Origin of the sequence: Streptomyces clavuligerus, assembly GCF_005519465.1 — a bacterium.
Taxonomy (GTDB): domain Bacteria; phylum Actinomycetota; class Actinomycetes; order Streptomycetales; family Streptomycetaceae; genus Streptomyces; species Streptomyces clavuligerus.
Window position 1 is genome coordinate 1,271,325 of the sequence record NZ_CP027858.1, and the last position, 12,958, is coordinate 1,284,282.

At 74.3% G+C, this 12,958-nt stretch carries 9 protein-coding genes; 2 read left to right on the plus strand and 7 right to left on the minus strand.

The features are described from left to right. Positions 1 to 155 precede the first annotated feature (155 nt). The 5 genes from CRV15_RS05045 to CRV15_RS05065 all read right to left on the minus strand — a co-directional run bounded on the left by CRV15_RS05045 (position 156) and on the right by CRV15_RS05065 (position 7,645). Positions 156 to 1,700: an RNA polymerase sigma factor gene (locus CRV15_RS05045; protein ID WP_003956117.1), complete on the minus strand. Its 1,545-nt coding sequence runs from the start codon at positions 1,698 to 1,700 to the stop codon at positions 156 to 158. Between the two features lie 362 nt (positions 1,701 to 2,062). Continuing rightward, entirely contained in the window at positions 2,063 to 2,950 is an 888-nt protein-coding gene (locus CRV15_RS05050) for a FadR/GntR family transcriptional regulator (protein ID WP_003956116.1), read from the minus strand. Between the two features lie 153 nt (positions 2,951 to 3,103). Beyond that, positions 3,104 to 5,275, minus strand: a complete 2,172-nt coding sequence (locus CRV15_RS05055) for an ATP-binding cassette domain-containing protein (protein ID WP_003962108.1) — start codon at positions 5,273 to 5,275, stop codon at positions 3,104 to 3,106. 217 nt (positions 5,276 to 5,492) lie between these two features. After that, positions 5,493 to 6,257: an NUDIX hydrolase gene (locus CRV15_RS05060; protein ID WP_029183079.1), complete on the minus strand. Its 765-nt coding sequence runs from the start codon at positions 6,255 to 6,257 to the stop codon at positions 5,493 to 5,495. A gap of 41 nt (positions 6,258 to 6,298) precedes the next feature. Then, a complete protein-coding gene (locus tag CRV15_RS05065; protein WP_003962107.1) occupies positions 6,299 to 7,645 on the minus strand; it encodes a DUF4192 domain-containing protein in 1,347 nt (448 codons plus the stop codon). Positions 7,646 to 7,797: 152 nt separating this feature from the next. Between CRV15_RS05065 and CRV15_RS05070 the strand changes: the two genes are divergently transcribed. Beyond that, positions 7,798 to 10,014, plus strand: coding sequence for a RecQ family ATP-dependent DNA helicase (locus CRV15_RS05070; RefSeq protein WP_003962106.1), 2,217 nt, complete (start codon positions 7,798 to 7,800; stop codon positions 10,012 to 10,014). Between the two features lie 234 nt (positions 10,015 to 10,248). Beyond that, positions 10,249 to 10,872, plus strand: a complete 624-nt coding sequence (locus CRV15_RS05075; protein WP_003956111.1) for a hypothetical protein — start codon at positions 10,249 to 10,251, stop codon at positions 10,870 to 10,872. 331 nt (positions 10,873 to 11,203) lie between these two features. Here CRV15_RS05075 and CRV15_RS05080 read toward each other — a convergent pair whose 3' ends face one another. Beyond that, a complete protein-coding gene (locus CRV15_RS05080) occupies positions 11,204 to 11,818 on the minus strand; it encodes a hypothetical protein (protein WP_003956110.1) in 615 nt (204 codons plus the stop codon). Between the two features lie 91 nt (positions 11,819 to 11,909). Further along, positions 11,910 to 12,617: a ribonuclease HII gene (locus tag CRV15_RS05085; RefSeq protein ID WP_003956108.1), complete on the minus strand. Its 708-nt coding sequence runs from the start codon at positions 12,615 to 12,617 to the stop codon at positions 11,910 to 11,912. Positions 12,618 to 12,958: the final 341 nt, after the last annotated feature.

Below are 12,958 nucleotides of genomic sequence, written 5' to 3' on the forward strand. Positions count from 1 at the left end.
TCTCCTGACTCTTGGCAATGACAAGTGCACTCAGAGTCATTCAGTACAGCGTCATCCGCACCCCCGGACACGACGAAGGCCCGGATTCCTCACGCGATCCGGGCCTTCGTCACGCCTTCGACACGCGTCGCACGCACGACACGAGGGGCGGTCCTTTAGTCGAGGTAGTCCCGCAGCACCTGGGAACGGGACGGGTGGCGCAGCTTGGACATGGTCTTGGACTCGATCTGGCGGATGCGCTCACGGGTGACCCCGTACACCTTGCCGATCTCGTCCAGGGTCTTCGGCTGGCCGTCGGTGAGGCCGAAGCGCATGGAGACCACGCCCGCCTCACGCTCGGACAGGGTGTCGAGCACCGAGTGGAGCTGCTCCTGGAGGAGGGTGAAGCTCACGGCGTCCGCGGGGACGACCGCCTCGGAGTCCTCGATCAGGTCACCGAACTCGCTGTCGCCGTCCTCGCCGAGCGGGGTGTGCAGCGAGATCGGCTCACGGCCGTACTTCTGGACCTCGATGACCTTCTCCGGGGTCATGTCGAGTTCCTTGGCCAGCTCCTCCGGGGTGGGCTCGCGGCCCAGGTCCTGGAGCATCTGGCGCTGCACCCGGGCGAGCTTGTTGATGACCTCGACCATGTGCACCGGGATACGGATGGTGCGGGCCTGGTCGGCCATCGCGCGGGTGATGGCCTGGCGAATCCACCAGGTGGCGTACGTGGAGAACTTGTAGCCCTTGGTGTAGTCGAACTTCTCGACGGCGCGGATCAGACCGAGGTTGCCCTCCTGGATCAGGTCCAGGAAGAGCATGCCGCGGCCGGTGTACCGCTTGGCCAGCGAGACCACCAGTCGGAGGTTGGCCTCCAGCAGGTGGTTCTTGGCGCGGCGGCCGTCCTCGGCGATGATCTCCAGCTCGCGCTTGAGCTTCGGCGCCAGCTTGTCCGCGTTGGCGAGCTTGTCCTCGGCGAAGAGACCGGCCTCGATGCGCTTGGCGAGTTCGACCTCCTGCTCGGCGTTGAGGAGGGGGACCTTGCCGATCTGCTTCAGATAGTCCTTGACCGGGTCGGCCGTGGCACCGGCCACCGCGACCTGCTGCGCGGGGGCGTCGTCCTCGTCCTCGTCGGACAGGACGAAACCCTTGCTCTCGCCCTCGGCCTCGTCCTCGTCCTTGCCACCGGGCTGGACGTCGTCGAGCAGTTCCTCGCCCTCGATGGGCTCGTCGAGGTCCTTCTTGGACGCGGTCTTCTTGGCCGTCGCCTTCTTGGCGACGGTCTTCTTCACCGCGGTCTTCTTGGCGGCCGTCTTCTTCGCGGCGGCCTTCTTGGCGGGCGCGGTGCCGTCCTCGCCCGCGGCGGCGTCGGCGGCCGGGGCGGTGCTGGCCGCGACCGTCTTCGTGGTGGTCGTCGTCCTGGCGGCGACGGTCCTGGTAGTGGTGCGCTTGGCCGTGCTCTTCGCGGCGACGCTCTTTCGGGTCCGCTTGGGGGACTCTGCGGCACTGACCATCAGCGTCACCCCCTCTTCCTCAAGGATCTGGTTGAGGCTGCGCAGAACATTCTTCCACTGGGTTGGCGGAATCTGGTCGGCCTCGAAGGCGCGACGCACGTCATCGCCGGCGATCTGCCCATCAGCCTTTCCCCGCTCGATGAGCGCCATCACAGACTCGGACTCGGCGATCTCCGGCGGGAGCGTACGGGATGTGCTGGCCGACACGAACAACCTCTCGGAACGATGGAAACGGCTTCCGGCTCCGCCCATGATCGGGCCGGAGCCGACGACCACCGGGCTTCGGATGCCGGTGGCGCGGGGCGGAACCGTGGCTGGAACATGAACAGCGCCGAAAACGGCTGCCGTATTCCCTCCTCGGCTGTCACCTCTTAGGTCATCGCACTGTTTCGAGGAGTGTTACGCCCAATCCACGTGGCCCGAGTCACACCCCATCGGGCACTAATCGGACAGAGTGGATATTCCACACCCAAATGTCGCACCCATCCGTGCCGCCGGACCCCCAGGGTGCCCGGCGACACTCGGCGTGCGCGCCTCGACGCCCCCGGCCGCGCGCCGGGGCCCGGGACTCAGTGCTCGCGGGGCGCGGGGACGACCCGCTCCACCTCCGGGTGCACGGTCAGGAGCTGTCGCATGGCGGACTCGGCCGCGTGCGCGTCGCCCGCGGCGAGGGCGTCGACGATCCGCGCGTGATGGGCCAGGGAGGTCTCGTGGGGGCGTTCGCATCCGGTGACCGGCCCGCCGGAGACCTGGAGGGCGGCGGAGACGATGCCGGACAGGTGCTCCAGCATCCGGTTGCCCGCGAGCTGGATCAGCAGGGTGTGGAACTCGGCGTCGGCGCGCGAGAAGGTGATCCCGTCGCCCTGGGCCAGGGAGTGGCCCATGATCTCGACCATGTCGCCGAGCCGCTGCTGGATGTCCTCGCGGCCGTGCCCGGCGGCGAGCCGGGCGGCGAGCGGTTCGATCGTCCAGCGCAGCTCGCACAGCTCGCGCCGCTGGTCGTCGCGCTGCGGACCGAAGGCCCGCCATTCGATGATGTCGGGGTCCAGCAGATTCCAGTCGCTCACCGGACGGACCCGGGTGCCGACGTTGGGGCGGGCGCTGACCAGGCCCTTGGCCTCCAGTACACGCAGGGATTCACGCACGACGGTGCGGGAGACCTCGAAGCGCTGGCCGATCTCCTCGGGAACGAGTGGCCGGTCGGCGCCGAGATCGCCCGAGACGATCATCTGGCCGAGCTGCTGGACCAGTTGGCCGTGGAGGCCGCGGCCCCGGCTGCCCGCGGCGCGGCGGCCGACCCGGCCCAGCTCCGTATCGGACCCCTCCCACGCGGGAGGTCCCACCCGGTCGCCTCCGGGCGACTCCGGGTAGGGGTATCGATCGAGTTCGCCCGGACCGGCGAGGCCGGAATCGGTGGGGCGGGCGGCGGTCATCATGGTGTGCGCAAGGGTACTCACGCATCCTTTGTCGGCCCGGCTCACACGGCCCTTGAGGTCTTTGGTGAAAAGCACACGAAAGGGTGATCGGCGCTTCCCCCACAATTGACGACTTATCGCAAAGAATCGGGCAGTCTCCACCGCGTGATGACCAGATCGGCGCACCCGGCCCGCTCAGGGGCGCCGAGGGGCCTCACGGCGGCCGTCGCTGACCATATAAGCGCAGATCAGAACGGCGAGCGACAACATCAGTGCGACGCCCACGGGTTGGGCGAACAGACGTGTTCCGGACGTCAGCCAGTCGTCCGCCCGTTCCGGGAGCGCCGTGCGGGACAGGTCATGGAGCCTGCCGGGCAGGCCCGCCGCCGAGCGCGGCCCGGCGTCCCCGGGGGCTCCGGGGGCTCCGGAGCCGCCGGGGACATCGACCAGGTCCCGGACCAGGGGGACGACGACCACCGGGACGGCGAGCACGGCCGCGAACCCGGCCGCCGTGACCCGGCCGATCCCCGCCCCGAGCAGCCCGGCCCAGGCGCTGCCGACGGCCAGGGCGCACCAGCCGACGAGGAGGGCGGCCCGGTCCCCCGGCGCCGGAAGCACCTCTGTGCCGACGCCGTAGACCAGCGCCAGCGCGGGAATGGCGGCGGCGAGGGCGAGCAGCGCGGTCAGGACGGCGGCGCCCCCGGTCACGAGCAGCTTGGCGGCGAGGAGTGCGAGCCGCCGGGAGAGCGGGCCGCGCAGGGGCGCCAGCGCGGGGAAGCGGTGCTCGTCGCCGAAGGAGAGCGCTCCGATCAGCCCGGCGGCGAGGACGGCGGGCGGCAGCGGCAGGGTGGCGGGCCACCCGGCGAGTGCCAGGGCCGGGGGTGTGGCCCGGGACCGGCCCAGCAGGACGCACAGCAGCAGCGAGGCGAGTACACCGCCTGCCATCACCAGGGGCACCGTCCGCACCCCGAACATCCTCAGCACCTCGTACCGCACGGGGCGTACCGGGCCGTGCACCAGCGGCCCCGGCCCCCGTCCTGCCGGACGGGCGGTCCGGGCGCCTGGGCGGCCGCTCCGGCGGGCGGCCCACCGGAGGCCGCGCCGGGTGCTCGGCACGGCGCTCCCCGGGGCACTCCGCCGGGGTGGGCCGGGCGGGCCGCCACCGTCACCGGGTCCCCCGGTACGGGCGCTGTCGGCGGCGACCCGCGCGGGAGGGGCGTCGAGGACGGGGGCGAATGGGTCCGGGCCCTCGGCCGGTGCGGCGGGAGCGTCGAGGGCGGGGCTCAGGCCCGCTGTCGCCGCCGCGGGCCCAGCGGCGGCAGCGGGCGCGGAGGGGTCCGGGCCGTCGGCCGGTGCGGGGGAAGCGTCGGCGGCAGCGGACGGCGCGGCCACGGAGGGGGCCGGGGCCCGGCCGTCGGCCGACGCGGGCGCGGGCCGGGGGGTCTCCGGCGCCCGGGGCGGGAGGGGGGCCGCGGCTGGGGCGGCGCACGCCGGTGGGGCGTCCCCGGTCTCCTCGGCGAGGCGGTGGAGCAGCACGCGGTGCCGGAACGCCGTCTCCCCGACCTCGGCACAACTGCTTCCGTAGACGGAGAGCAGCCCGCCCCCCTCGGCGACGGCCTCCACCCCGCGCCGCCCGGCGCGCGCCTCGCGGTGGATCAGTTCGGCGAGCCGGGCGGCGTGCGGGGTGCGGACGGCGACCCGGGGGCGCAGTCTGGCGCGGGAGAACACGGCGGCGTCCTGGTCGGCGACGAGGCGGCCCGCGTCGATGGCGAGCACCCGGTCGGCGAACCGGGCCGCCTCCTTCGGCTCGGCGGTGGTGCACAGCACCGTTCCCCCGCGCCCGGCGTGTGCCCGCAGCAGTCCGTACCACCAGGCGCGCTCCCCGGGGGGAAGGCCGCGGAAGGGCTCGTCCAGGAGGAGCGTCCGGGGGTCCGCGAGCAGTGCGCAGCCGATGCCGAGTCTGCGGTCCATGCCGAGGGAGAGGGCGTCGAGCCGCCGGTCGGCGAGGGCGGCGAGGCCGACGGCGCGGAGCACCTCGTCGGCGCGGCCCGGCGGCGCCCCGACAGCGGCGCCGAGCATCCGGAGCTGTCCGCGCACCGTCCGGGCGGGGTGGCCGGGCACATCGCCGAGGAGCGCCCCCACTTCGCGGGCGGGGAGGGCCGCGCGGTCGAGGGGGCCGCCCTGGAAACAGGTGACGCCCCGGCCCGGTTCGAGCCCCAGCAGCAGGCGCAGCACGGTGGACTTGCCCGCGCCCCCGGGGCCGAGGAGAGCGGTGACCTGGCCCGGCCGTGCCTCGAAGGACAGTTCACGGACGGCGGGCGGGCGGCCGTGCCGGGGGCGGCTGGACAACCCGATGGCCTGGAGCATCGCATCTCTCCCCGAGCGCGGACGGGAGGCCCCCCGGCGGCGGGCGGGCAGCAGCACGATAACCCGATCTTCCGAACTTTCCCCGCATATCGGACAGGGTCCGGGTGTCACCCCGCCGATACCCCGTCCCGGCCGGACGGCGTGCGGCGGCGACCACCGTCATCCGGCCCGCCCGGGGGCGGACCCGTCCGGCTCCCCGGTGGTCCCGGGCGTCCCGTCAGACCTCGGGGCGCAGCATCGGCGGGTTGAGCACCGTCGCGCCACCCGCCCGGAAGAGCTGTGCGGGACGGCCGCCCTGACGCGTCGTCGTCCCCCCGGACGGCACCAGGAAGCCGGGGGTGCCGGTGACCTTCCGGTGGAAGTTCCGCGGATCGAGGGCGACCCCCCACACCGCCTCGTACACCCGGCGCAGCTCGCCGACGGTGAACTCCGGCGGGCAGAACGCGGTGGCCAGCGAGGAGTACTCGATCTTGGAGCGGGCCCGCTCCACCCCGTCCGCGAGAATCCGGGCGTGGTCGAAGGCGAGCGGGTCCGCGAGGCCGTCCTCGCGGGCGGCCCCTCCCTCCTGGGCGAGCAGATCCTCCACGGTCGCCCATCGCACGCTGTTCGCGTCGCCTCCCGCCCGGGGCGCCGGAAGGTCGGGGGCCAGCACCAGATGAGCCACGCTGACCACCCGCATCCGGGGGTCCCGCCGCGGATCGCCGTATGTGGCGAGCTGTTCGAGGTGCGCCGCCCCGGCGAGCTGAGGCGCCGCCGGGTCATGGGCGCACAGGCCGGTCTCCTCGACCAGCTCCCTGGCCGCCGCCTCGGCCAGATCCTCGTCGGTTCGGACGAAACCCCCGGGCAGCGCCCACCGGCCCTGGAAGGGCGGCTCCCCACGGCGGACGACGAGCGCGCACAGCGCATGCCGCCGCACGGTGAGCACGACCAGATCGACGGTGACGGCGAAGGGAGGGAAGGCCGACGGGTCGTAGGGAGACATGACGGTGATCATAGTCGTCTGCCTGACGATAAACACGCCTTTCACCCAGGCGCACCGCTCCCTCCCCCCTCGCCCGTCCCGGCCCGGTCCGCTCCCCGGCGCCGGGCTCCCGCGCTCCGGCCGGGGGTGCCGGGAGCCGGGCCGGAGCGCGGCGGGCGGGCCGCCCCGCGCCCGGTGCGTGCGACGGGCCGGAGCGGGGCACGCGCCCGCGGGGCCGGACGGTCCGGCGGGCCGCCGGGGCGGTGCACCGCCGTCTCCCGGGCCGCCCGTTCCTCACGGAGCACACCGCGCACGGCCTCGGGCTCCAGGCCCGCGTTGCACGCCTGGTGCAGCAGCAGGGCGAAGACGTACTCCGGGTCCCTGCTCAGGGCGAGCCCCAGCGCCACCCGGGCCGCGGGCTGGTCGCCGAGGGACCAGGAGACCCAGCCCGCGAGCGTCAGGGGCGCCGCCGCGTGCTCCGCGTAGGGGCCGACGCAGCGGCGGGACAGGACCCGCCAGAGCCTGAGCGCGGGCTCCCCCTCGGACCCTTCCATCCATTCGGCGGCCCGGTCCCTGGTCACCCGGTCCTGGAGGCCGAGGATCAGAGCGGCGGCCTCGTCCTGGCCGACCAGGGCGTCGTCGGCGGCGTCCGGGCCGACCAGGCCCCGGGGCGGGCGGACCGCGGCGGCCAGCCGCTCCAGCAGGGCCCGCGCGAGCGCGATGGTCTCCTCGGTGACCCGGACGCGCCCCTCGCGGTCCAGAATCCGGGGGACGAGGGCGGCGGCGGCCCGGTCCAGGGCCCGTTCCTGCTCGGCCGCGCGGGTCCCCGTCCAGGGCGCCAGCCGGACCTCCATGTCACGGAGCGAGCCGCGGACCTGGACCCCCGCGTACGCCGCGGCGGCGGCCATCACGGAGGTCCCGGACGCGGCGAGCCGATGCCCCTCGGGCGGGCAGCAGCGCGGGTCCGGGCAGCAGTAGGACCAGAAGCGGCCGCCGGAGATGCACAGCGCCTCGTACACGGGCACGTCGAGCGCGCCGCACGCGGTGCGCAACCAGTGGGACAGGGGCCTCAACCGCTCCATGACGGCTCTGCCGGACTCCTCGGATCCGGGGTCCTGGCAGAGGAAGAGAGCCACGCCGTCGGGCTGGTCGCCGCGCGCCCTGCTGCCCTCGATCAGGCACTCCGCGAGCTGTCGGGCGACGGGCCGCCACTCGGCGGGCGAGCGCGGGATGCCCAGCCGGACCCGGCCGCCGAAGGCACCGCGACTGCCGTGGAGGGCGACCAGGACGACCGAGTCGGTGGGGTGGTAGCCCAGCACATAGGGCAGGGCGTCGGCCAGCTCGGCGGGGCCCCGCAGGGTCACCTGGGTCCGGTCGGTGGCGCCGGTGTGTTCGTGGTGTTCGCTCATGGCCTCGACGGTCCCGGGTCCGGCCCGGGAGCGCGACCCCTGTGGACAACGCCCGGGTGACGGAGTTGTCCACAGGGGCGGCGCGCCGCCGGTTGTCCACAGGAGCGGCGCCTCATTCGCGCGGTGTCGGTGGCATCGGGTTGCATGGGGGCATGACCAACGCAGATCTTCCGGACTCCGCTCCCGCCCCGGCCGCGGCCGATCCCCGTGATCGGGCCGCGCTGCGCGCCGACGCCGACGCGGTGCTCGCCCGTCTCGTCCCCTCGGGCGGCGCCCCGGCCCGGCTCCGGGAGGACCAGTGGCGGGCGATCGAGGCACTGGTCGCGGAGCACCGACGGGCGCTGGTGGTCCAGCGGACCGGTTGGGGCAAGTCAGCGGTGTACTTCGTGGCCACCGCGCTGTTGCGGCAGCGGGGCAGCGGCCCCACGGTGATCGTCTCCCCGCTGCTCGCGCTGATGCGCAATCAGGTCGAGGCGGCGGCCCGGGCCGGTATCCACGCCCGCACGATCAACTCGGCCAACCCCGAGGAGTGGGAGACGATCCAGGCCGAGGTCGCCGCCGGGACCGTGGATGTGCTGCTCGTCAGCCCGGAGCGGTTGAACAATCCGGACTTCCGCGATCATGTCCTGCCCCGGCTGGCCGCCGCGACCGGACTGCTCGTGGTCGACGAGGCGCACTGCATCTCCGACTGGGGCCATGACTTCCGCCCGGACTACCGCAGGCTGCGCACGATGCTGGCGGAGCTGTCCCCGGACGTCCCGGTGCTGGCGACCACGGCGACGGCGAACGCGCGGGTGACGGCCGATGTCGCCGAGCAGCTCGGCACGGGGACGGACGGCGACGCGCTGGTGCTGCGCGGCCCGCTGGACCGGGAGAGCCTGGGCCTCGGGGTGATCCGGCTGCCCGACGCGGCCACCCGGCTGGCCTGGCTCGCCGACCACCTGGACGAGCTGCCCGGGTCGGGGATCATCTACACCCTCACCGTGGCCGCCGCCGAGGAGGTCGCCGCCCATCTGCGGCAGCGCGGGCACGCCGTCGCCTCCTACACGGGGCGCACGGAGGACGCGGACCGGCGGCAGGCCGAGGAGGATCTGCTCGGCAACCGGGTCAAGGCGCTGGTCGCCACGTCCGCGCTGGGCATGGGTTTCGACAAGCCGGATCTCGGCTTCGTGGTCCATCTGGGCTGCCCCTCCTCCCCCATCGCCTACTACCAGCAGGTCGGCCGCGCGGGCCGCGGGGTGCGCCACGCCGAGGTGCTGCTGCTGCCGGGCCCGGAGGACGAGGCGATCTGGAAGTACTTCGCCTCGGCGGCCTTCCCCCCGGAGGATCTGGTGCGGCGCACGCTCGATGTGCTGGCCCGGTCGGAGCGCCCGCTGTCGCTGCCCGCGCTCGAACCCCTGGTGGAGCTGCGCCGCACCCGGCTGGAGACCATGCTCAAGGTCCTCGACGTGGACGGGGCGGTGCGCCGGGTCAAGGGCGGCTGGACCGCGACCGGCATGCCGTGGGAGTACGACACCGAGCGGTACGCGTGGGTGGCGCGGCAGCGGGAGGCGGAGCAGCAGGCCATGCGGGAGTACGTCGCACTGACGGGCTGCCGGATGGAGTTTCTGCGGCGGCAGCTCGACGACGAGGCGGCGGCGCCCTGCGGGCGCTGTGACAACTGCGCGGGAGGCCGGTTCACCACGGCCGTCTCCGAAGCGGCGCTGGCCGCCGCGCGCGGGGAGCTGAGCCGCCCGGGGGTGGAGGTCGAGCCGCGCAGGATGTGGCCGACGGGGCTCGCGGCGGTCGGGGTGGCGCTCAAGGGCCGCATCCCCGAGGGGGAGCAGGCGTTCACCGGGCGGGCGCTGGGGCGGCTCTCCGACATCGGCTGGGGCAATCGGCTGCGCCCGATGCTGGCGGCGCAGGCGCCGGACGGTCCCGTTCCCGACGATGTGGTGGACGCCGTGGTGCATGTGCTCGCCGACTGGGCGAAGGGGCCCGGCGGCTGGGCCTCGGGAACGGCGGACGCCCCGGCCCGGCCGGTCGGCGTGGTCACCGTGGCCTCCCGGCGCCGCCCCCTGCTGACGGGGTCCCTCGGGGCACGGATCGCCGAGGTGGGCCGGATGCCGCTGCTCGGCTCGGTGGAATACGTCCCCGAGGCACTGGAGGCGGGCTTCTCCCGGACCAACAGCGCCCAGCGGGTACGGTCGTTGCACACCGCGCTGACCGTCCCGGCCGATCTGTCCGCGGCGCTCACGGAGGCGGGCGGCCCGGTGCTGCTCGTCGACGACCTGTCGGACAGTGGCTGGACTCTGGCGGTCGCGGCGCGGCTGCTGCGCAGAGCGGGGGCCCGGGGGGTCTACCCCCTGGTTCTCGCGGTGCAGGCGTGACCTCGGGGAGACCGGTTCTGCCGGGTGCCGAAGACATCCACGGGAAGGGAAAAGAGCCCCATACCCACCGATTCCTGCCGGTGGCGTCAAATTGCTCGTTGCCGCACGCCGGTGGGACAGCAAGAATTGGAACGCTCCCCACACGGCCCGTCGGCGGTACGGAAGGGCTGTGTCGCGGTGCGCCCCCTCACCCGACCCTGCCCGCACTGTGGGCGCGTATGCGAAGGGAGGACTGTGACCTTCGGATTCGCTTCGTCCGCAGCCTCGATGGGCCAAGCGGCCAACTCCGCCGGCCGCCTCAGGACGCTGGAGCCCGCCGAGTGGGCCACGGCAGGAATACCCCTGCTGCGCAATCCCCGAGAGGTGGTCAGCGGGCTGCACGCCCGCCATCGACCCACTCCGACGACAGCGGTCGTCGCGGTGCTCGATCCCGAGGAACGGCTGACGGCCAGCGCCTCGTTCGCCCGGCGCTCGGCCCCCGTGGACGGTTGGGACTTCCGCAACGCGCTGCTGGCGCATCTGCGCCGGGTGATCCCGCACGATCTGCGCCGCCGCACTCCCGTGCGCACCGCCATCCTTCTCTACTGCCGCGACGGCGACGAACGGTGGACGGAGGAGGACGGCGCCTGGATGTGGGGGCTGCGGGACGCGTGCACCCTGCACGGGCTGCGCTGCGGCGCGTACATCACGCTGACCCGCGGCGGCTGGCAGGTGCTGGGCGAGGGCCGGGGCGGGCGCAGACCCAATCTCACCTCGTCCCCCGGCGATCTCGCCGACATGGCGACCGTGATGCAGCCCAGGGAGCTGCGAACCGCCAGTGGCGCTCCGGAGGCCCTGCGCCGTACCGCGGCCCGCTGACACCGCGCACCGCGGCGGGACGGCTCCCGAGGGCTCCCGGTCCGGGGGCCGGACCACCGAGCGCCCGGCCCCGCGCCGGGCGGCGGACCCTCGGCGCGGCCGGGAGCCGTCGAGCCACCCTTTGCCCGGACGCCGACGGACCCGGACGCCGACGGACCCGAAAGACAGCGCCCGGGCCCGTGGACAGACCCCGTACCGGCCCGCCCTCCGGACGGCGCGGACCGTACGCGGACATACGGAGGCGGTCCGGCCGGCCGGGGCTACGGGAGACCGGACCGGAGCGTCCGTGGGCGCGGGCCCACCGGGGCACGGCCCCGGTGGCGGAAGCGGCTCAGGCGCTGACGCCGAGGGCGGCGGTGATCCGCTGCGGGTCGCCGCAGACGATCAGCAGCGCTTCGGCCTTCTCCAGCGCCTGGGGAAGGCGGCTGCCCGCGGCCCCGTCGCTGCCGCCGTTGAGCGCGACCACGACCACCGGCCGGGACGCGGCCCGGGACAGCACGGCGGCGTCGGCGTAGAAGACGTCGTCCCGCGCGTCGTGCTGGGCCCAGTAGGCGGCCTCGCCGAAGGACAGCTCGTGCGCGGCCCACGGGTGCTGCTCACCGGTGGTCAGGACGAGTACGTCGCTCGGGGTGCGTCCGCTGTCGAGCAGCAGGTCCACCGCTTCCTCGGCGGCGTCGAGCGCGCCGTCCACCGGGGCGGGGATGAGCTGGATCTGCGGCCGGGAACGATCTTCCGTGGCCGTCTCGCGCGCCGGGGCTGCGGCGCTCCGGGGCTGCGGAGGCGCGGGCCTGGCCGGTCCGGGGCCCGGGTTTCCGGGACGCGGCACGGCCACGGAACGCGGACCGGGTACGGGGCGGGGGGTCGGCACGGGTCGGCCGGCGGCCGGAGCGACGCGGGGACCCTGGGCACTCTCGTGAATCTGAGGCTCCTCGGGAAGGAGAGGCATGAGTGGATGTCTATCAAATACAGGTTCGAACGGCATAGGCGGGTGGGCACTTTCGTACGATCGCCCGGTGGGCGGAGCGGTGCCGCGAGAATCAGAAGTCGAAGCCGAGCTGGCCCCCGCTCTCCAGCGCCGCCGCTTCGGCCGAGACGGGCACCCGCGTCCTCTTGAGGTGCCGCCACCGGGGCAGAGCGTCAAGATACGCCCAGGACAGCCGGTGGTAGGGAGTGGGGCCCCGCTCCTCCAGAACCGCCTTGTGGACGGGCGAGGGGTAGCCCGCGTTGTCGGCGAAGGCGAAGTCGGCGAACTCCTGCGGCAGTTCGGCCATGAGCGCGTCCCGGCGCACCTTGGCGATGACCGAGGCGGCGGCGACCGCGACACAGCTCCGGTCGCCCTTGATCACCGTACGCACGGTCCAGGGCGCGCCGAGGTAGTCGTGCTTGCCGTCGAGGATGACGGCCTCCGGGCGCACGGGCAGTCCGTCGAGCGCGCGACAGGCGGCGAGCCGCAGCGCGGCCGTCATGCCCAGGTCGTCGATCTCCTGGGGGGAGGCGTGTCCCAGCGCGTGCGCGGTGACCCAGCGCTCCAGTTCGGCGGCGAGTTCGTCCCGGCGTCTGGGGCTGATGAGCTTGGAGTCGGTGAGTCCTTCGGGCGGGCGGCGCAGACCGGTGATCGCGGCGCACACCGTGACGGGACCGGCCCACGCCCCGCGGCCGACCTCGTCGACCCCGGCGATGATCCTGGCGCCGGTGCGGGCCCGGATCGAGCGCTCGACTGTGTGGGTGGGTGGTTCGTAGGGCATGGCGCCAGCAAGCGTACGCCGCCCGACCCCCTGGGCGACAACCGGATTCCCCTCATGGTTCCCGGCGGATTCCGACAGCGGTCCGGACGGTCCGCCGCGAGCGCCGCGGACGGTCTCCGTCCGGTTTCCCGGGGCCGGTTCGGGGCGGTCCGGGCGGGCACCGGAGCGCCGCCCCGGCCCAGTCCACGCGCCCGGCCGATTCGCTTCCGCACACCTGGGCGGGGTATCCGGGCCCTCCCCACCGGAGGGCCCGGAGAGCCCGGGAGAGCCCGGAGCCGCCGGGAACCCCCACCGGGCCACCGCGGGACCGTCGCCCGAGCCCCCACCGAACCACGGCCGGG

Bases quoted from the DNA above. Each gene is read 5' to 3' on its own strand.
- CRV15_RS05055 (WP_003962108.1), bottom strand. From the start codon at position 5,275: ATGCTCCAGGCCATCGGGTTGTCCAGCCGCCCCCGGCACGGCCGCCCG.
- CRV15_RS05060 (WP_029183079.1), bottom strand. From the start codon at position 6,257: ATGTCTCCCTACGACCCGTCGGCCTTCCCTCCCTTCGCCGTCACCGTC.
- CRV15_RS05065 (WP_003962107.1), bottom strand. From the start codon at position 7,645: ATGAGCGAACACCACGAACACACCGGCGCCACCGACCGGACCCAGGTG.
- CRV15_RS05070 (WP_003962106.1), top strand. From the start codon at position 7,798: ATGACCAACGCAGATCTTCCGGACTCCGCTCCCGCCCCGGCCGCGGCC.
- CRV15_RS05080 (WP_003956110.1), bottom strand. From the start codon at position 11,818: ATGCCTCTCCTTCCCGAGGAGCCTCAGATTCACGAGAGTGCCCAGGGT.
- CRV15_RS05085 (WP_003956108.1), bottom strand. From the start codon at position 12,617: ATGCCCTACGAACCACCCACCCACACAGTCGAGCGCTCGATCCGGGCC.